Genomic DNA, 19,950 nt, shown 5'->3' on the forward strand with positions numbered 1-19,950 from the left:
GAGACGGCCGGCCCGGGATCGCCACCGCCAGGCCCGCCACGCGCGGTACCGGGCGCTCCGCGTCGGCGCGCCGGCCGGTCCGCCGACCCGGGGCGCGGCTTTGGCCGCGTTCTCCCGCCGCCGCTAGGGTGTGGCGCCGTACTCGGCGGATCTTCCCTTGAGGGAGGTGGGATGGGGCTCATGGACGCGGAACACCACGCGGAACTGGTCGTCGCGGCGCAGGCCGGGGACGCTCGGGCGCGCGAGGAGCTGATCGCCGCGTACCTGCCGTTGCTCTACAACATCGTCGGGCGGGCGCTGAGAGGACATGCCGACGTCGACGACGTCGTCCAGGAGACCCTCCTGCGCGCGGTGCGCGACCTGCCCGCCCTGCGCGCCCCGGAGAGCTTCCGGTCCTGGCTCGTGGCGATCACGCTCCGCCAGATCAACACCCACTGGCACCGGCAGCGCACCGCCGCCGACCGGACCACGATCATCGACGAGGCGCACCGGACGCCGGACGCCGGCGCCGAACTCGAGGACGCGACGATCCTGCGTCTGCACCTGTCGGACGAGCGCCGTCGGGTCGTCGAAGCCGGCCGGTGGCTCGACCCGGACCATCGGGTGCTGCTGTCGCTGTGGTGGCAGGAGTGCGCCGGTTCGCTGAGTCGCAACGAGGTCGCCGCCGCGATGGGGCTGAGCGTCGCCCACGCCGGGGTACGCCTGCAGCGCATGCGCGAGCAGCTGGAACTGAGCCGGACGATCGTCGCCGCGCTGGAGGCGGACCCGCGCTGCCCGCAGTTGGACGAGACGGTCGTCGGCTGGGACGGTCTGCGTTCATCGGTGTGGCGCAAGCGGATCGCGCGGCACACCCGCGACTGCCCGCTCTGCCTGGCGACGACGACCGAACGGGTTCCGGCCGAACGGCTGCTCCTCAGCATCGCGCCACTGGCCGTCCCGACCGGCCTCATTGCGGCGCTGGCCGCCAAGGGCCTGGTGTCGGGTACGGCCGCGAGCGCCGCCGGGCTGACCACGGCGCACGTCGCCGTCGGCACGGCGACGGGGGGAGGCGGCCTCCACGGTTCGCTGATCGGCAAACTCCACGCGGTGACCGCTCATCCGCTGGTGGGCCTCGCCACCGGCGCGGTGCTCATCGCCGGGACCGCCACCTACGCGTCCTGGCCCGAACCGACGCATCGGGTGCCCGGGGTCACCGCCGCTCCCACGGTCGGCGGTCCCACGCCGACCCCGTCGCGCGCCACCCCACCGGCCGGACCGTCCCCGGAGAGCCCGTCCGCCGCCGCGGGCACCGTTCCGCTGGGCCCACAGTCGCTGGAGTCCGTGGACGAACCCGGCCTGTACCTCACGTATGCCGGCGAGTTCGCGACGCTCGGCCGGGTCTCGGCGGCCGACAGCGCGCGGACCCGGCAGCGGGTCACCTTCACGGTCATCCGGGGGCTGGCCGACACGCGGTGCGTCACCTTACGCGCCGCGGACGGCCGCTACCTGCGCCATCACTACCTGCGGCTACGGCTGAGCTCCGACGACGGCAGCGAACTGTTCCGTGAGGACGCCACCTTCTGTCCGCGGCCCGGGGCGGTCACCGGGTCGGTGACCCTGCACGCGCACAACTACCCCGGATCGGTCGTCCGCCACCGCGACGGTGGCGTCTGGCTCGACGGTTCCGACGGCACCCGGGCCTTCGCCGGCCAGGCGTCCTTCATCGTGCGCGGGGCCCGGGCGTGAGAACCGCTCCCTGAACACGTCGGCCCGCGTCGCGCGGTGACAGCAGGTGCCCCGGCACCACGACCCCGCGCACCACGCCGCTTCACGCCGGCAGCGGCACGGCACCCGTGCCGGTACCGGCAGCGGCACGGCACCCGCACCTGCACCGGTACGGCCCGGCCCGGCACCCGCACCGGTACGGCCCGGCACAGGCAGGGGGCCGAGTCCCGCGCCGGACTCGGCTCCGCGCCGGACTCGGCTCCGCTCCGGAATCATCGACCGCTGCCGCTGCCGCTGCCGCTGCCGCTGCCGCTGCCGCTGCCGCTGCCGCTGCCGGGCCGAAGGTCGCTCGCCGGCACCGGCACCGGCACCCCTGCCACGTCCATCGGTGATCAACGCGCGCGCCCCCTCCACCGGGACGGCCGGACGGAAGGGCCCGGCATAACGCTTTCCTCCTGCGAGATGCATCACCGGGCGATCCCCCGGGCGGCGCGGATTTTCCGTTACGGGAGCGCGGACCCGGGGGCCTCCCATACGTGGGGCGCCCTTCCCGCCGCTCACCATCGTGCCGGCGGGGCGGGCGCTCCGAACCAGCCCGTTGACGTATCCCCTGAAGAAGGCCCCACCCATGACGCCACGCACCCACGAACCCCGGGCGACCGGGACGCAGGAACGGCCACCCGTCCCGCACCACCGCGCCCGCCCCACGGTGGAGCAGGCCGTATCGGCCGCCGCGCCCACGTTCACGGAGCCCGGGGTGACCCGCGACCACCGAGGAGAATCATGAAGGGCCTGCACCGGCTCGGCCGGCGTCGCCGGACCCTGGCGACAGGACTGACGGCCGCGGCGATGGTGGCCGGTGTCGTGACGTTCCTCCCCAACTCGGCCGGAGCCGCGAACCTGAGCACGCAGGCGGCCCCCTCGGGCAGGTACTTCGGCACCGCCGTGGCCGCCGGCAGGCTCGGCGACCCGACGTACGCCGCGATGGCGGACCGGGAGTTCAACATGATCACCCCGGAGAACGAGATGAAGTGGGACGCCATCCAGCCGTCCCGCGGCAAGTTCACCTTCGGCCCCGCCGACAAGATCGTCGACCGTGCCCTGGCCCGCGGCCAGCGCCTGCGCGGCCACACCCCGGTCTGGCACCGGCAGCTGCCGTCCTGGGTCGACTCCATCCGCGACGCGAACACCCTGCGCGGCGTGATGAACCACCACATCACCACCTTGATGACCCGCTACAAGGGCAAGGTCTACGCCTGGGACGTGGTCAACGAGGCGTTCGCCGACGGCTCCACCCAGCACCGCAGCTCGGTGTTCCGGGACGTGCTGGGCGGCGGCTTCATCGAGGAGGCGTTCCGCACCGCCCGGGCGGCCGACCCCTCGGCCAAGCTCTGCTACAACGACTACAACATCGAGAACTGGTCGGACGCCAAGACCCAGGGCGTCTACAGGATGGTGAAGGACTTCAGGTCCCGCGGCGTGCCGATCGACTGCGTCGGGTTCCAGAGCCACTTCGGCACCGGCGGCCCGCCGTCCGGCTTCCGGACCACCTTGGCGAACTTCGCCGCCCTGGGCGTCGACGTGCAGATCACCGAGCTGGACATCGCCGGGGCGTCGCCCACCCACTACGCCGACACGGTCAGGGCCTGCCTGGCCGTGGCCCGGTGCACCGGCATCACGGTATGGGGAATCCGGGACAGCGACTCCTGGCGCAGCGACGAGAGGCCCCTGCTGTTCGACGCCGGCGGCAACCCCAAGCCGGCCCACACCGCGGTCGTGAACGCCTTCAAGAACGCGCCCGGCAACGCTCCCGGTACCTCCACCGGCAGGACCGGTACCGGGGAGATCAAGGGCGTGGCCTCCGGTCGGTGCATCGACATCGACGGCTCCACCACCGCCAACGGCACCCAGGCGCAGCTGTGGGACTGCAACGGACAGGCCAACCAGCGCTGGACGCACACCCCCGGCAAGCAGTTGATGATCTACGGCAACAAGTGCCTGGGCGCCCGGGCCAACGGCACCGGCAACGGCACCGCGGTGGTCATCGGGGACTGCGACGGCGGCGCCGGCCAGCAGTGGAACGTCAACACCGACGGCACGATCACGGGCGTCAAGTCCGGGCTGTGCCTCGACGCCGTCGGGGCGGGCACCGCCAACCGCACCAGGATCCAGCTGCACGCCTGCTGGTCCGGCGGCGGCAACCAGAAGTGGACCGGCCCGTCCGGGACGCCGACCCCGACGCCGACCCGGACGACGCCGTCCTCGGGCGGTCCGTGTGCCCTTCCGTCCTCGTACCGGTGGACGTCGACGGGCCCACTGGCGCAGCCGGCGCACGGCTGGGCCGCGGTGAAGGACTTCACCCACGTGGTGCACAACGGCAAGCACCTGGTCTACGCGTCGAGCGCGACGGGATCGTCGTACGGCTCGATGATGTTCAGTCCCTTCGCGAACTGGTCGGACATGGCGTCGGCCCGCCAGACCGGCATGGGCCAGCCCACGGTGGCGCCCACGCTGTTCCACTTCGCGCCCAGGAGCATCTGGGTGATGGCGTACCAGTGGGGCTCGTGGCCCTTCATCTACCGCACGTCGAGCGACCCCACCAACCCCAACGGCTGGTCCGCGCCGAAGCCGCTGTTCACGGGCAGCATCCCCGGCTCGCCCACCGGGCCGATCGACCAGACGCTGATCGCCGACGACCGGAACATGTACCTGTTCTTCGCCGGTGACAACGGCAAGATCTACCGGGCGAGCATGCCGATCGGGAACTTCCCCGGCTCCTTCGGCTCGTCGTACACGACGGTCATGAGCGACACGGCGGACAACCTGTTCGAGGCGGTGCAGGTCTACAAGGTCCAGGGCCGGAACCAGTACCTCATGATCGTCGAGGCGAGGGGTGCGAAGGGGCGCTACTTCCGCTCGTTCACGGCCTCCAGCCTGGACGGCGCGTGGACCCCGCAGGCCGCCAGCGAGAGCAACCCCTTCGCGGGCAAGGCCAACAGCGGTGCCACCTGGACCAACGACATCAGCCACGGTGACCTGGTCCGCACCAACCCCGACCAGACGATGACCATCGACCCCTGCAACCTGCAGTTCCTCTACCAGGGCAAGTCCCCCACCGCGGGCGGCCCCTACGACGCGCTGCCCTACCGGCCGGGCGTCCTCACCCTGCGGCGCTGACCGGCCCGGTCCGACCGTGACCGCGATGCCGGGCGACCCGCCGCAACGGCGACGAGCGGCCCCCGGCACGGGCGATCCCATCCGCTGACGACGCCGAAGGCCCCGGACCGTGACCGGTCCGGGGCCTTACGCTCTGTGCCCCAGGCAGGATTCGAACCTGCGACACCCGCTTCAGGCGTTCGATCAAGGGCGGTGCGCCCCGCGTCCGACGGGGCACCCGACCGCTGCGTGGAGTCGCTGGCGGATGCGGCTGTGCGCCTTCGTTGATGTCAGCCGTGGATGTCAGGACCGGAAGAGCTGGGGGTGCGGACAGGGCTCCAGCGGGTCGTCCGGACGGTCCGCCCACTTCCACTTGGGGCTGTGACCTGCTGAAACGGCTGTCCTCGAGCGGCGAGGTCTGCAGGTGGGGTTGTCGGTGGCACGTACTAACGTGCCCGCAGCGTTCCGCCGATGTCCGTACGCCATGAGGAGCCACGATGCCCGGAGACACACCCGAGCTGCCCGCGAAGGACCTGCGCACCCTGATACCGGAGTACGCGGGCCTTGCCCGGGAGACCACCCTCCTCAACCCACAACCCGGTGACCCTGGAGTGCGGGAGAGCTCGCTGGGAGGCGCGTTGCTGTGGCCGGCGGACGAGCCGTGGCCGTACTGCGCGCAGGAAGACCACTGGACGTACGGGTCCGACTGGCGCAACCGCACCCGGATTGTCCCGGGCGCGGTGCCCATGGTGCCGATCCTCCAGCTGTTCGCCCGGGATGTGCCGGGTTCGGGATTCCCGGAGGGCAAGGATCTGCTACAGCTGGTGTGGTGCGCGCTGATACATGAGCAGGATCCCGGGCCGGTGATGCCGCAGCTGTACTGGCGCAACGAGGCGGAGGTCGTGGCTGGAGGGCTGCTGTCCGAGATCCCCGGGGTGAGCGAGGGGGAGTACGACGAGGACCACATGCCAGAGCCGTCCACGTTGTCCCCGATCACTGCGGAGGACTGTCCGAGGTGGCTCGATCTGCCCAAGGACATGTGGGAGACATGGGAACCTCGTCTCCGGTCGCCGACGGGCGGCTCCATGTGGCCGGCCGACTCCAACATCATCGGGACGAAGGTCGGCGGCTGGCCCGCCTGGACGCAGCCTGCCGACTGGCCGGACTGCGAGAGCGGACACCGCATGGAGCACCTCCTGACCATCACCGGCGACATGCAGTTGGGCGACTGCGGCGGTGTCTACTTCTTCCACTGCCACCAGTGCCCCGGGCTCCCATGGGACTGGCGCTTCGACTGCCACTGACAGCTGAGGTCGGTGGATTCTCTGATGACCCGGTCAAGCGCCGCGTGCAGGTAGATCGTGCCCGTGGCTGCCGTACCACCCGGGCGCGTCCGAGACCCGGACTTCCAGACCGTCCAGAAAGGCGTCCAGCGTTCCGTTCTCCCAAGCGTCGCCGTGCTCCGCATGGTCCGTCCGAAGGCGCGCCGGAAAGGCGATGAAGGCTTCTCGGTCGTCAACGCGGTCGGCGGCTGCCAGAGGGTTCGTCATGACAGCGCTGTTGATGTCGGTCCTGGATGTCAAAGACCTCCCCTCAACGTCAAGGGGAGGTCTTTTCCCTGGTGCCCCAGGCAGGATTCGAACCTGCGACACCCGCTTTAGGAGAGCGGTGCTCTATCCCCTGAGCTACTGAGGCGTGATCATGGCGGGCCGGGCCGCCGCCGACAGTGTAGCGGGTGGGGGTGTCGGGCGTCGGCGCGGATGCGGGGCCGCCGTGGTGGCCGTCACGGTGCCCGCGGGCGGGGTTCCTGTAGCGTCCCGGCGTGTCGTACGTCGAGAGTTCTTCGCGGGCCGAGGCCCTGCTGACCGCGCCCGGGGCGCCGTTCGCCGTGCGGCGGGGGGCGGACGGGCGGCTGGAGTACGTCGCCGGGCCGCGGACGTTGCGGGAGTTCGCGGAGGCGACGTGGGCGTTCGGCGACGCGGTGTTCCTCCTCGACGACCATGACGGTGCCGGTGACCGGGCGGGGACGTCCTACACGTACCGGGAGTTCCTGCTCGCCGCCTGCCGGCTCGCGACGCGCCTCACCGACGCGTTCGGTCTGCGGCCCGGGGACCGGGCGGTCATCGCGGGGTGCAACCAGCCCCAATGGCAGGTCGCCTTCTGGGCGGCGCAGCTCGCCGGACTCGTCGCCGTACCGCTGAACGCCTGGTGGACGGCGGACGAGTGCGCGTACGCCCTGGACGACTGCGCGCCGCGGGTGATCCTCGCGGACGGCGAGCGGGCCGGGCGGGTGGCGGACTGGGCGCGGCGCAACGACGTGCCCCGCGTCGGCTTCGACGAGGTACCGACCGCCCGTGACGTCTCCGGGGACGTCGCCGACCACGCCGCTGGACCGGCCCCGGGGTACGCCGCCGGGCAGGGTGTCGGGTACGGCGGCGGGGGTGACACCGGGCGCGGGGTCGGGGCGGGGAGCGCCGCGCCGCCCGCCGTGGACGTCCGGCCCGACGACGACGCCACCATCCTGTACACCTCCGGCACCACCGGCCGCCCCAAGGGCGCCGTCGCCACGCACCGGGCCCAGGTCGCCGCCGCGCTGAACCCGCGCTACCAGGCGGCCGCCGCGGCCCTGGAGCGCGGGGACGTACCGGGGCGGGGGAGGCCGCCGGTGTCGCTGACGACGTTCCCCTACTTCCACGCCGCCGCCTTCACCTCCGTGTACGCCGTCATGGCCGCGGGCGGCACGCTGCTGTCCATGCGCCGGTGGGACCCCGACCGGGCGCTGGAGCTCATCGCCCGCCACCGCGTCACCCACTACGCCGGCGTTCCCGCGACCGCCCTGCAGCTGCTCGACGCGGCGGGCGGCGCGGGACTCGACACGCTCACCAACTTCGGTACCGGCGGGGCGGCAGCGCCGCCCGAGATCGTCCGCCGCCTCACGGAGGAGTACGGCACGCGCATCGAGCCCCGCAACGGCTACGGCCTCACCGAGACCTGCGGCGGGGTCCTCGCGCACTACGGCGAGGCGTACCGCCGCCGCCCCGGCAGCGCGGGCCGGCCGACCCCCGTCACGGAGGTCCGGGTCGCCGGGCCCGACGGCGTGCCGCTGCCGGACGGGGAGGTCGGCGAGCTGCTGCTGCGCGGGCAGAGCCTGGTGCGCGGATACTGGCGCGACGAGGCGGCGACCGCGGAGGCGTTCACGGCCGACGGGTGGCTGCGGACCGGGGACCTCGCCGTGGTGCGGGAGGACGGGCGGGTCGACATCGTGGACCGCCTCAAGGACGTGGTGATCCGCGGCGGTGAGAACGTGTACTGCGTCGAGGTGGAGGCCGCGCTGCACGCGCACCCCCGGGTCGCCGACGCCGCCGTGCTGGGCGTCCCGCACCCGGTGCTGGGCGAGGAGGTCGCCGCGGTCGTCCGGCTCCGGGACGTCCCGGGCGGCGACGCGGTCACCGCCGACGCGCTGCGGGCGCACGTGGGGCGGGGGCTGGCGGCGTTCAAGGTGCCGGCGCACGTCCACTTCGTGGCGGACCCGCTGCCCCGCAACGCCGCGGGCAAGGTCCTCAAGGACGTGCTGCGGGAGCGCTTCGGCGGGGTGTGACCCGCGGTACCTGCCGTGACCTGCTGACCTGCTGACCTGCTGACCTGCTGACCTGCCGCGTCCTGCCGTGTCCTGCCGTGTCCTGCCGTGACCTGGTGTGCACCGCCGCGTGCCGCCCGGGCTCAGCCGCGCGTGACGCGGACGCGGTACGAGCCGTCCCGCTCCTTCGCGACCACGGTCACCGCGATCCGGCCCGTCCGGTCCTGGAACGTCTCACCCGGCCCGTACGGCGCGTCGGACAGCTCCGCGTGCACGTTGGGCCGGCGCGTGCACCCGCCGCTGCCGCCCTCGCTGTCCGCGACGGTCACCGGGCCCTGACCGGTGTCGACGTCCGTCCGTACCCGGTAGACGAGCACGCCCGGCTCGCACACCGCCTCGTCGTTGCCCTCCCGGACGCGGACCTCGACCGCGTACCCGGAGCGGCGGCCCGTCGGTACGACCAGCAGTTTCGCGCCGCGCCCCGACCGGGCCAGCGGCGTGAGGGCGAACTCGTGGGTGCCGGGCGCCTCGACGCAGCGCACCTGCCCGGCGTCGAGCCAGCCCAGCTTCCACTTGTGCCAGCCCAGCAGGTCGTTGTTGGCCCCCCAGTCCTCGGACATGATGTCCCAGTGGCCGACGGCCGCCCCGCCCTCGGGCGTGTACAGGTCGGGCAGGCCGAACACGTGGCCGTTCTCGTGCGGCAGCACCCGGAAGCCGGTCTCCTCGAAGGAGCCGGACCCGTCGTCCTGGCGGCTGTACACGAAGGACGTGTTGGACAGCGCCACCCCGTCCGCGCGGGGCGCCTCCGTGTTGCCGGAGAAGGTGACGGACAGGACGGTGTCGAGGGCCGACGGGCCGGCGTTGGGCGTGACCAGGACGTTGACCAGGTCGTAGGCGCTGAAGTCGACCCGCTCGTCGGCGGCCTCCACGATGTGCTCGACCAGCTTGCGGTACCCGGGCTCGTACGGCGCGCCGCGGTCGATCCCGTACGCCTCGAACGGCAGCGGCATGCGCAGCCAACCCGTCAGCGGCGCGTACGGGACGTAGCGCAGCCGCCCGTAGGAGCTGGTGCGGAACCAGTCGGAGGTCTGCGGGAAGAACTCCGCGAACCGCCGCATCGCCGGGCCGTCGCCGACCGCGTCCGGGAAGTCGATCATCAGGTTGAGGGCGCGGACCACGCCGGTGGAGCGGGCGTAGCCGGCCGGGGTGGGGACGCCCTCGGACATCTGCACGTCCGGGGCCGGGCCGATGCGGCACGCGGCGAGCTCGGCCGTACCGGACGCGCGGGGGGTGAGGGCGTCCGAGGCGGGCTCGGCGGCGGAGGGGCCCGCCGTCGCGGGGACGGGGCCCTGGGTGGAACTCGCCGTGGCGAGGGCCGCCACGGAGAGGGCGGTGACGGTTCCGATCGCGGCAGTCCTGCGTATTCGCCGTCGTCGGCTGGTCGGCTGCTGCATGTCCACAGCGTCTGCCGGGTGCTCGGGGGGCGCCCGCCGGGTGGCCCGATCGTGGTACCCGGGCATTCGGGTGACGCGGGTCACAGGCGGGCGGGAAATAACCGGGGACGGCCTCCCCGTTTGCATGGGTGCCGCCGGTAAGCGGGGAGCTCCTCCCCGGTTGCCACGGCTCCGCCGAACGGGCCACCACCAGGCATCGGGAGGCACGACGGAGCCGAGTCGCAGCCGAGCCGAGGCCGAGCCGCGGCCCGCAAGAGACCGCACGAGACCGTACGAGGAGAGGGAGTCCGACCGTGACCGCCATGACGTCCGCCACCCCGGCGACCGGGCCCGCGACGGGGACCACCTCCTCTTCCCCGACCGGCGCGGCTTCCGCGTCCGGCACGGCTTCCGCGCCTGCCGCGGATTCCACTTCCGCCGGGTGCGGTGTCGGGGCCGGGCGGCGGGCGCCGCGGCCGCGGGCGGACGCCCTGCGCAACCGCGAGCGGATCGTCACGGCCGCCCGTGAGATGTTCGTCGAGTCCGGCGCGGACGCGCCGCTCGACGAGATCGCCCGCCGGGCCGGCGTCGGCAACGCCACGCTCTACCGGCACTTCCCGGACCGCACCGCCCTCGCCCACGAGGTCGTCGTCTCCGTCATGGCCCGCATCACGCACAGCGCCGAGCGGGCCGCGGCGGAGGAGGCCGACACGTTCCACGCGGTCCGGCGCTTCGCGCACGAGGCGGCCGACGAGCGGTTCGGTGCCCTGTGCCCGATGCTCTCCGGCACCTTCGACCACGACGAGCCGGGGATCGCCGCCGCGCGCGGCCGGCTGGAGGAGGCCGTCCAGGGGCTCTTCCGGCGGGCGCAGGCGGCCGGCCGGCTCCGCGCCGACGTCGCCGTCGGCGACCTGCTCGTCGCGCTGTCCCAGCTCACCCGCCCCCTGCCGGGCACCGCCTGCCCGGACAACGACCAGTTCGTCCACCGCCACCTGCAGCTCCTCCTCGACGGCCTGGAGGCCCCCGGCCGCTCCCCGCTGCCCGGGACCCCCGCGACCCTGGAGGGCCTGCGCCGGCACGACCGCTGACGCCCACCACGATCCCGTACCGCCACGCACGACCCCGTACGCGGCGTACGCCCACGCACGACCCGCAGGACCTACCGCACGATCCGCACGCCCGCAGGCCCCCGTGCGCCCCGCACGCCGTACGACGCGCGCCCGACCGCGCACGACGTACGGCCCGCGAGACGTACGGACCCACACCGGCACCACCCGTACCGCCCACACCAGTACCACCCGCACTGGCACCACAGGCACCACCGGACGCATCCGTACCGCCGTGCTCCGCCCGCCCCACCTCCTTCCTCTTTCCGTGCTGACGACCCATTAGGTGGCCACACCCATGTCGAGAACCCCCGAAGCAGCCGGCGTGCTGCCCGATCCGAGCCGCTGGAAGGCGCTCGTCTTCATAGCCCTGGCCCAGCTCATGGTGGTGCTCGACGCGACCATCGTGAACATCGCGCTGCCCTCCGCCCAGCAGGACCTGGGCATCTCCGACGGCAACCGCCAGTGGGTCATCACCGCGTACGCCCTCGCCTTCGGCGGACTGCTGCTGTTCGGCGGCCGGATCGCCGACCTGTGGGGGCGCAAGCGGACCTTCGTGGTGGGCCTCCTCGGCTTCGCCGCCGCGTCCGCGCTCGGCGGTGCCGCCACCGGCGAGGCCATGATGCTCGGCTCGCGCGCCCTGCAGGGCGTGTTCGGCGCGCTCCTCGCGCCCGCCGCCCTGTCGCTGCTCGCCGTGATGTTCACCGACGCCCGCGAGCGCGCCAAGGCGTTCGGCATCTACGGCGCCATCGCCGGCGGCGGGGGCGCGGTCGGCCTGATCCTGGGCGGTTTCCTCACCGAGTACCTGGACTGGCGCTGGACGTTCTACGTCAACATCCCCTTCGCGGTCGTCGCCGCGCTGGGCGCCTACTTCGTGATCCGTGAGCCGGCCGGCAGCCGCAACCGCTCGCCGCTCGACGTCCCCGGCGTCCTCCTGTCCACGTTCGGCCTGGTCGCCCTCGTGTACGGGTTCACGCGCGCCGAGTCGCACGGCTGGACCGAGACCGGGACGCTGCTGGTGTTCGCCGCGTCGGTGCTGCTGCTGCTCTCGTTCGTCGCGGTCGAGGCGAAGGTCCGCAACCCGCTGCTGCCGCTGCGCGTGATGACCGAGCGCAACCGCGGCGGCGTCTACCTCTCCCTGGGCCTCGCGGTGATCGCGATGTTCGGCCTGTTCCTCTTCCTCACCTACTACCTCCAGGTGGTGAAGGGCTACTCGCCGCTGAAGACCGGCTTCGCGTTCCTGCCGATGGTCGTCGGCATGATCACCGGCTCGACGCAGATCGGCACGCGTCTGATGACCCGCGTCCCGCCGCGGTTGCTGATGGGGCCGGGCTTCCTCGTGGCCGCCGTCGGCATGCTGCTGCTGACCCGGTTGGAGATCGATTCCTCGTACGCGGGGCTGATCCTCCCCGCGCAGCTGCTCCTCGGCCTGGGCATGGGCACGGCGTTCATGCCGGCCATGTCGCTCTCCACGCACGGCGTCGAGCCGCGTGACGCCGGGGTGGCCTCGGCGATGGTGAACACCTCGCAGCAGGTCGGCGGGGCCATCGGCACGGCGCTGCTCAACACGATCGCCGCCTCCGCGACCACCGCGTACGTCGCGGCCCACGCCGCGTCCGCGACGTCGCCGCAGGCGCAGCGGCTCGTCCTGCTGGAGTCGATGGTGGAGGGGTACACGGCCGCCATCTGGTGGGCGGTCGGCATCCTCGTCGTCGCCGCGGCCATCGCGCTGACCCTCGTCACGACGGGCCGGCCGGACCTCGCACCGCCGAAGGGCGGCGGGGACGGCGCGCCGGGCGACGGGGACGCGGTCCCGGTGCCGGTCCTGGCGCACTGACGGCACCGGGCGCGACCCCCGGGCCCGCGTCCGGGCCCGTCACGGCTCCCGGCCGGCGGCCCGTGCCAGCCGCACTCCCCTCCGCCCCATCCGTCACCTGCCCTGGTGTCCGCGTCAGCGGAGCCAGGGCAGGTCCGCGTTCGGGTCCGACGGCTCCAGGCCGTCGGCGACGGCCCGCATGATGGCGCCGAGCTGGTCGACCTGTTCGGGCGTGAGCCGGTCGAACATCGCCTGCCGCACCGCCTCGACGTGGCCCGGCGCGCTGCGCTGCAGCACCGCGAAGCCCTCGTCCGTCAGGAAGGCGTTCTGCCCGCGCTTGTCCGACGGGCAGTCCTCGCGGCGGACCCAGCCGCTCCGCTCCAGGCGGGCGACGGCGTGCGAGAGTCGCGACCGGGTGATCTTCGCGCCCTTCGCCAGCTCGGTCATCCGCATCCGGCGGCGGGGCGCCTGGGAGAGCTGCACGAGCAGCCCGTAGTAGATGTGCGGCATCCCCGCGTCGCGCTGGAGCTGCCGGTCGAGGTGGTCCTCCAGGAGCATGGTGGCGTGCACGTACGACCGCCACACGCGCTGTTCGCGGTCGGTCAGCCAGCGCGGCCCGTCCGTGGCCACGCCCCCCGGGCCCCGGGCCGCGTCGTCACCCGGTGCGCCATCCCCGTCGATGGATGCAGTGTTCATATATCCACTCTACTTCTTCTTGAAGATTAAACTAGATGGCGTTACCGTGGTGGCCAGCTAGGAGCTTGAACTTTCAAGCTGTTCTCTCCCTCACTCCACCCCCACCTCCATCTCCCGCTCCCCGCGCGGCCATGCCGTGCGGCAACGCCGAGGGGAACCCGCCATGAGCACCCGCATGCCCGCCCTCTACCTCTCCCACGGCGCCCCGCCGCTCGCCGACGACCCCGTGTGGCCCGGCGAACTGGCCGCCTGGTCCGCCGACCTGCCCCGCCCGACCGCCGTCCTCATGGTGTCCGCCCACTGGGAGGCGGCCCCCCTCGCCCTGGGCGCCACCCGGACCGTGCCCCTCGTGTACGACTTCTGGGGCTTCCCCGAGCACTACTACCGCGTCCGCTACCCCGCACCCGGCGCACCGGAGCTCGCCGAGGCGGTCCGCAAACTGCTGCGCGCCCCCGGCACCCCCGTCCAGGACATGCCCGACCGCGGACTGGACCACGGCGCCTACGTCCCGCTGGTCGAGATGTACCCGGACGCCGACGTCCCGGTCCTCCAGGTGTCCCTGCCGACCCTCGACCCGGGCCGGCTGATGGAGCTGGGGCGCCGGCTGGCGCCGCTGCGCGACGAGGGCGTCCTCATCGTCGGCAGCGGCTTCTTCACCCACAACCTCGCCGCGCTGCGCCAGGGCGGCGTGCCCGGCTGGTCGGCGGAGTTCGACGAGTGGGGCAGCCGCGCCCTCGCCGCGCGGGACGTCGACGCGCTGCTCGACTTCCGGCACGCGTCACCCGCCGGTGAGCTCGCCCACCCGCGTACCGAGCACTTCGCCCCGCTGTTCGTGACGCTCGGAGCCTCGGACGCGGCGGGTGACCTCGACACGGCCCGCAGCGTCGTCGACGGCTTCTGGCTGGGGCTCGCGAAGCGGTCCGTGCAGTTCGGCTGAGCCGTGGGCGTCCGGCGGTCGGTTCGGCGCCGACGCCGGTGCCAGGCGGGGGTGCGCGCGGGGGTGCGGGGGCGGGCGCCGGACGGTGCTCGTCGCCGGCCGGCCGGCCCGGCCCCTCACCCCGTCGGGGGCGAGGCGTGGAGCCTGACGGTCTCCCTGATGAGCAGCCGGCTGCGGTCCGGGCAGAGGGCCTGGGTCTGCAGGTGCGCGTACATCAGCTCGTGGTGCCGCACGTCGTGCGGCTTCTCCAGGTAGAGGTCGCTGGTGAACCTCTCCAGGTACACCACGGCCCGGCGGCTGCCGGGGAACCGGAGGAGGGAGAACTGCCCCGAGAGGCCGGGGTGGGCGCCCGCCGCGTGGGGGAGGACCTGCACGGTGACGTGCGGCTCGGTGCTCAGCGCGTGCAGGTGCTCCAGCTGCTCGCGCATGATCTCCCGGCTGCCGACGACGCGCCGCAGGGTCGACTCGTCCAGGACGGCCCACAGGCGGAGGCGGCGGGCGGGGTCGTAGATCCGGTGCTGCCGGCGGAGCCGCACCTTCAGCCGTGCGGCGGCCTGCTCGACGGTGGCCAGCGGGATCGTTTCCTCGATGACCGCGGCCGCGTAGGCGGGGGTCTGCAGCAGACCGGGGATCACCATGGGCTCGTAGGTGTGGAGGGAGGCGGCCTCGGTCTCCAGGCCGACGTAGACGCCGTGGGGGATGTCGCCGTAGGCGTGCCACCACCCCTGCTTCCTCGACTCCCTGGCCAGTCCCATCAGGGAGTCGACGACGTGCTGGTCGGTGACCCCGTAGAGCGTGCACAGGTCGCGCACGTCACGGGGGCTGACGGCGCGGCGACCGGTCTCCATGTGACTGACCTTGGCCTGGGAGATCAACAGTCGCGCCGCCACCTGCGTACCGGTCAGGCCGCTGGCCAGGCGGAGCCGGCGCAGCTCCGCCCCCAGTCGTCGTCCCCTGACGGTGGGGTTGTCGTTCGCCGCCACGGGCGGTGTACCTCCGGCTCCACACCACTCTGTCCACCGGCATGGTGGCACGGGGCGCCAGCTGTTGATCATGCGCCGTGCCGCCGGGGCCGACGGAGGTGAAAACGGATTGTGACCATGTAATGTGCCGCCCGGCGATGCCCCGAACGGAGCAGTGGCCCGCGGGGCGGGGGCGGGGCCGGCGACCGCAGGGACGGAGCCGAAGGAGTGTGCCGTGCGGGCCGGAACGGGACGCCGCCGCCCGCGGCCGGCCGGGCCGTCGGAGCGGGGCGTCGTCCACGCGGCCGGTGCGGGTCAGAACAGGGGCGGGATCTGCTCCACGGACCGGACGGTCGCGGCCAGCGCGAGCGGGTCGCCGACGTCGAGCGCCGTGTCGGCGAACTTGATGGCGTGGTCGTCGCCGTGCGCCGCCGCCCGCTCGAACACCTCCTGCGGGGTGAGCCGGGCGGCCCCAGGGAGGCCCGGCGGGGCCGGGTCCGGGGCGGCAGGGCCGTACGCCGCGGTGACCGCCGCGCTCGCCGCCCACGCCGCGCCGAGGCTCGGCGCCCACAGGTCGCGCGGCAGGACGGGCAGGGTGCGCAGGACGGCGTTCGGCGCGGTGGCGGCGTGCACCAGCATGACCGGCGAGCCGTGCCCGTGCGTGGCGTACCGGTGGGTCGCCGCGGTGACCAGCTCGGCCAGGTGCGCGCGGGCGGCCTCCGGGTCGGGCGCCGTGCCCCACCGCGGCAGCGCGGAGAGCTGCGCCAACCGCTCCCGGATGCCGCCCGACTGCTCCGGCACGGCCGGTACGGCGTCGAGGGCGGCGGCGGCCGTCGGCACCGTCCGGAGCCCGGTCACGACGGGCAGGGGCTGGTGGCGGGCGGCCCAGTAGCCGAGGGCGTGCGCGAGCTCGGTGACGCGCGGCGCGTTGTCGCCCGCGGCCAGCAGGGTGCGTACGGCATGACCGACGCGGATCACCGGATGGGTCGCGCCGCCCGCGATGCCCGGCAGCAGACGCGGCCACCACTCGGTGAGCACCTCCCGCCAGGGCCGCTCGGCGGTCTCCCGCTCGAAGTGGGCGGTCCAGTCGGCCATCCGGAGCGGGTCGCCCAGCGCCTCCCGCCAGTTCTCCCGCGTCACCCGCTCGTACGGGCTCGGCATGTCCTCCAGCTTCGCCCGGTACCGGTCGATCCAGCGGTGCACCCGTGGCGCGTGCCCGTGCCGGGCGAGCGCCTCGACCGCCATCGGGGCGTGGTTGCTGAGCCAGCCGTCGCGTTCGGGGCCGCACACGTGGAGGCGTTCGAGCGCTTCGTCGAGGACGCCGGTCGGGTCGCCGGTGTAGGGGGAGGGGGCGGGAGAGGGGGCCGTGTCGGTGTGGTCCATGTCCGCCGACCCTAGGCACGTCCCCGCGCCGGCGGAACCGGCCGCCGACGTAGTCCCCGCGGCCCCGCCGCTCCGGGCCCACGGCCGTCGGGCCTAGGTCCTACGGCCCGTAGGACCTAGGCCGGCGCACCCCGGCGCACCGCGACGCACCCCGGCGCACCCCGACGCACCCCGACGCACCCCGACGCACCCCGACGCACCGCGACGCACCCCGGCGCCCCGGGTCGACCGGGCCGACAGGGCGCGTGCCGCCGGGCCGGCGACCGTTCCGGCTCGGGCGGGCGGGGGCGAGGGACGGGGGGTGAGCGTGGGGACGGGGGTGAGGGTGAGGGGCGTGGGCCGGGGGCTTCTTTGTTCGTCTTGGAACAATTCGGGCATGGCAACCGTTGTGCGGGCAACCAGGAGGGGGTGGGGGTCGTCTTCCGGGTGGGAGGGCGACCGCAGGGTACGAGGACGCCGTTCGGGGGTGAGGACACCGTGTCGCATGTGATCGCCGTCACGGGTGACCAGGTCGCCGCGTGGCGGGGCCGCCGAAGAAGCGGGCGGTCTCCCCGCTCCGACCTGCACTTCTGCTCGGTCGAGCCGTGCATGACCGCCCGTGCGGCGGGACAGGGTACTGCATGATCGGCTAAATCGAGGGTCGGCTGGGGAATTCTGTCCGGATTCCAGTCGTTGTTTCCATCGGATGCAGGGCACCCGGGAGGGTGTCGCGACCTACTCAGTAAGGGAGCTCGCATGGCAACCCGTGCCGTCGCCCGTCCGGAGTCCGCCGCCACCGGGACCGCTCGGGCCAACAGCGTTCGCGCCGTGGGCGGGGAGATCGCCGACCGCGACCTGGTCGGCATGTACCTCGACGAGATCGCCCGCACGCCGCTGCTCGACGCCGCCAAGGAGGTCGAGCTCTCCCAGATCATCGAGGCCGGCGTGTACGCGCAGCAGATCCTCGACGGCGAGGTGGAGAGCGACGCCGACGGCGCGACCCGCGAGGAGCTGGAGCGCCTGGTCGACGAGGGCGAGCGCGCCAAGGACGTCTTCATCCGCTCCAACCTCCGCCTGGTGGTCGCCGTGGCCCGGCGCTACCCGCGCAGCGGGCTGCCCCTGCTCGACCTGATCCAGGAGGGCAACGCCGGCCTGGTCCGCGCGGTGGAGAAGTTCGACTACACCAAGGGCTTCAAGTTCTCCACGTACGCGACGTGGTGGATCCGCCAGGCCATCACGCGCTCCATCGCCGACCAGTCGCGCACGATTCGCCTCCCCGTCCACCTCGTGGAGGAGCTCGGCCGCATCCGCCGCGTGCAGCGCGAGTTCAACCGCGAGAACGGCCGGGACCCCGAGCCCACCGAGATCGCCACCGAGCTCGGCTCGACCCCGGAGCGCGTCTCCGACGTCCTGGACTGGGCCCGCGACCCGGTGTCGCTGAACATGTCCGTGGACGACGCGGGTGAGACGCAGTTCGGCGACCTGCTGGAGGACACCTCCGCGGTCTCGCCGGAGCAGTCCGTGCTCACGCTGCTGCGCAGCGAGGAGCTGGAGGACCTGATCGGCCGGCTCGACAACCGCACCGCCTCCATCATCCGCATGCGGTACGGCATCGAGGACGGCCGCGAGCGGACGCTCACCGAGGTCGGCAAGCAGCACGGCCTGACCCGCGAGCGGATCCGCCAGATAGAGAAGCACGCCCTGCTGGAGCTGAAGCGCATGGCCAGGGACACCGGCTTCGACGCCGCCGCCTGACGGCGTCGGTCGAGCCCCCCCACGAACCCACCGTCCCGCCCGGATCCCCCCAAGGGGCGGGGCGGTGGCCGACCCGCAGCCCTCCGCCTCCCCCCGGCGGGGGGCTGCGGCCCGTCCGTCGGGGCGCGTCGGCTCCCACCGGGCCGGCGGGGCCTGCGGCGTGGTGCGGCCAGGACGGGCGCGCCTGCGGTGTGGCGTACCAGCCGAGCGGCACGCCTGCGGCGGGGCGCACTGCCCGGTGACACGCCTGGGGCATGGCACGCCCGCGGTGGGGCGCACTGCCGAGTGACGCGCCCCGGGACCCATGCGCACCGTGACGCCCGCCCCACCGCGCACGCCGCCCGGGTCAGCGCGCGGTGCCCGGGCCGTCCCCGCCGCTCACGTCCCCCGGACCGCCCGGACCGCCGGGTACACCCGGGCCGCCCGGCCCGTCGTCCCCGCCGCCGGCGCGGCCCAGGCGGGCGCCCAGTTCGGCGACGTACGACGCCAGCTCGCGCGGGCCGTGCACCCGGAACTCGCAGTCCACCGTCGCCAGCCGCACGGCGAGCCACTCCACCGAGTCGACCGCCCGCGCCCGGAGCCGGCACGTCGTCCCGCCCGTCGGCTCCGGCGCCAGGTACCCCGGCAGGCGTGCCGCCACGAAGGCGGCGGGCGCGTCGAACGACACGTCCAGCTCCAGCCCCTCCTGCCGCCCGCGCAGCGAACGCCCCAGCAGCTCCGCCGCGTCCCCGCCGGGCAGCTCGCGCGGCGTGAACCGCGCCCCCGTGGGGAACGGCTCGTCGACCCGGTCCACCCGGAACGTCCGCCAGTCCTCCCGCGTCAGGTCGTAGGCGACCAGGTACCAGCGGTACCCGGTGGACACGAGCCGGTACGGCTCCACCTGCCGCCGCGTCCGCGTGCCGTCCCCCGCCCGGTACCCGAACCGCAGCCGCTCCCGCCCGGTGACCGCCGCCGCGAGCGCGGTGAGGGTGCGCGGGGCGACCGTCGCCCCGTCCCCCCGTGTCAGCGGGATCGTCGCGCTCTGCAGGGTGGAGACCCGGTGCCGCAGCCGCGACGGGAGGACCTGCTCCAGTTTGGCCAGCGCCCGCACGGACGCCTCCTCCACGCCCTCGATGGCGTGGCCCGCCCCGGCGCGCAGGCCCACCGCGATGGCGACGGCCTCCTCGTCGTCCAGGAGCAGCGGGGGCATCGCGGCCCCCGCGACCAGCCGGTAGCCGCCGACGGCGCCCTTCGACGCCTCGACGGGGTAGCCGAGCTCCCGCAGCCGGTCGACGTCCCGCCGGATGGTGCGGGCGCTGACGTCGAGGCGGGCGGCGAGCTCGCTGCCCGGCCACTCGCGCGGGGTCTGCAGGAGGGACAGCAGTTTCAGGAGACGTGCCGGTGTGTCCGTCATGCCGTCCAGCATCCCCGTCATCTAGGACGTGTTCTGTCCTAGAGGCCCCGTAG

Annotated in this window: 14 protein-coding genes and 1 tRNA gene; 8 read left to right on the forward strand and 7 right to left on the reverse strand. The window is 73.8% G+C overall.

Translation table 11 applies throughout. From position 1 onward, the window contains the following. The first annotated feature begins 171 nt into the window (after window positions 1–171). The 3 genes from ACF053_RS15520 to ACF053_RS15530 all read left to right on the forward strand — a co-directional run bounded on the left by ACF053_RS15520 (window position 172) and on the right by ACF053_RS15530 (window position 6,164). Window positions 172–1,725 (forward strand): sigma-70 family RNA polymerase sigma factor, encoded by a 1,554-nt coding sequence (locus ACF053_RS15520; protein WP_391954362.1) that lies wholly within the window; start codon window positions 172–174, stop codon window positions 1,723–1,725. A gap of 762 nt (window positions 1,726–2,487) precedes the next feature. Next, window positions 2,488–4,881, forward strand: a complete 2,394-nt coding sequence (locus ACF053_RS15525; protein ID WP_391954363.1) for a non-reducing end alpha-L-arabinofuranosidase family hydrolase — start codon at window positions 2,488–2,490, stop codon at window positions 4,879–4,881. 476 nt (window positions 4,882–5,357) lie between these two features. Then, entirely contained in the window at window positions 5,358–6,164 is an 807-nt protein-coding gene (locus tag ACF053_RS15530) for a hypothetical protein (RefSeq protein ID WP_391954364.1), read from the forward strand. A gap of 33 nt (window positions 6,165–6,197) precedes the next feature. On the opposite strand, the gene ACF053_RS15535 is transcribed toward ACF053_RS15530, so the two are convergent. Together ACF053_RS15535 and ACF053_RS15540 are read right to left on the reverse strand one after the other, a co-directional pair. Next, window positions 6,198–6,410, reverse strand: coding sequence for a DUF7660 family protein (locus ACF053_RS15535; RefSeq protein WP_391954365.1), 213 nt, complete (start codon window positions 6,408–6,410; stop codon window positions 6,198–6,200). A 69-nt stretch (window positions 6,411–6,479) separates the two neighbouring features. Beyond that, window positions 6,480–6,555 (reverse strand) — tRNA-Arg (locus ACF053_RS15540). Window positions 6,556–6,682: 127 nt separating this feature from the next. Between ACF053_RS15540 and ACF053_RS15545 the strand changes: the two genes are divergently transcribed. Next, the gene (locus ACF053_RS15545; protein ID WP_391954366.1) at window positions 6,683–8,458 is read left to right on the forward strand and encodes a class I adenylate-forming enzyme family protein; all 1,776 of its coding nucleotides are present in this window, start codon (window positions 6,683–6,685) and stop codon (window positions 8,456–8,458) included. Between the two features lie 122 nt (window positions 8,459–8,580). Here ACF053_RS15545 and ACF053_RS15550 read toward each other — a convergent pair whose 3' ends face one another. Continuing rightward, the gene (locus ACF053_RS15550) at window positions 8,581–9,891 is read right to left on the reverse strand and encodes a M6 family metalloprotease domain-containing protein (RefSeq protein ID WP_391954367.1); all 1,311 of its coding nucleotides are present in this window, start codon (window positions 9,889–9,891) and stop codon (window positions 8,581–8,583) included. 302 nt (window positions 9,892–10,193) lie between these two features. On the opposite strand from ACF053_RS15550, the gene ACF053_RS15555 reads away from it, so the two are divergent. Beyond that, window positions 10,194–10,958 carry a TetR/AcrR family transcriptional regulator gene (locus ACF053_RS15555; RefSeq protein ID WP_391954515.1) on the forward strand — a complete coding sequence of 255 codons (765 nt, stop codon included), beginning with the start codon at window positions 10,194–10,196 and terminating at the stop codon, window positions 10,956–10,958. 316 nt (window positions 10,959–11,274) lie between these two features. Further along, window positions 11,275–12,813 carry an MFS transporter gene (locus tag ACF053_RS15560; protein ID WP_391954368.1) on the forward strand — a complete coding sequence of 513 codons (1,539 nt, stop codon included), beginning with the start codon at window positions 11,275–11,277 and terminating at the stop codon, window positions 12,811–12,813. Window positions 12,814–12,927: 114 nt separating this feature from the next. Here ACF053_RS15560 and ACF053_RS15565 read toward each other — a convergent pair whose 3' ends face one another. Further along, window positions 12,928–13,488, reverse strand: a complete 561-nt coding sequence (locus ACF053_RS15565) for a MarR family winged helix-turn-helix transcriptional regulator (protein ID WP_391954369.1) — start codon at window positions 13,486–13,488, stop codon at window positions 12,928–12,930. 163 nt (window positions 13,489–13,651) lie between these two features. Between ACF053_RS15565 and ACF053_RS15570 the strand changes: the two genes are divergently transcribed. Next, a complete protein-coding gene (locus ACF053_RS15570; RefSeq protein ID WP_391954370.1) occupies window positions 13,652–14,425 on the forward strand; it encodes a dioxygenase family protein in 774 nt (257 codons plus the stop codon). A 116-nt stretch (window positions 14,426–14,541) separates the two neighbouring features. On the opposite strand, the gene ACF053_RS15575 is transcribed toward ACF053_RS15570, so the two are convergent. Next, entirely contained in the window at window positions 14,542–15,408 is an 867-nt protein-coding gene (locus ACF053_RS15575; protein ID WP_391954371.1) for a helix-turn-helix domain-containing protein, read from the reverse strand. Between the two features lie 294 nt (window positions 15,409–15,702). Continuing rightward, window positions 15,703–16,770, reverse strand: coding sequence for a questin oxidase family protein (locus ACF053_RS15580; RefSeq protein WP_391954372.1), 1,068 nt, complete (start codon window positions 16,768–16,770; stop codon window positions 15,703–15,705). A gap of 735 nt (window positions 16,771–17,505) precedes the next feature. Here ACF053_RS15580 and ACF053_RS15585 point away from each other — a divergent pair. Then, the gene (locus ACF053_RS15585) at window positions 17,506–18,504 is read left to right on the forward strand and encodes a sigma-70 family RNA polymerase sigma factor (RefSeq protein WP_391954373.1); all 999 of its coding nucleotides are present in this window, start codon (window positions 17,506–17,508) and stop codon (window positions 18,502–18,504) included. 346 nt (window positions 18,505–18,850) lie between these two features. On the opposite strand, the gene ACF053_RS15590 is transcribed toward ACF053_RS15585, so the two are convergent. Then, window positions 18,851–19,897 (reverse strand): helix-turn-helix transcriptional regulator, encoded by a 1,047-nt coding sequence (locus ACF053_RS15590; protein ID WP_391954374.1) that lies wholly within the window; start codon window positions 19,895–19,897, stop codon window positions 18,851–18,853. Window positions 19,898–19,950: the final 53 nt, after the last annotated feature.

Origin of the sequence: Streptomyces kanasensis (genome assembly GCF_043077165.1) — a bacterium.
In the GTDB taxonomy this organism is placed as follows: Bacteria; Actinomycetota; Actinomycetes; order Streptomycetales; family Streptomycetaceae; genus Streptomyces; species Streptomyces changanensis.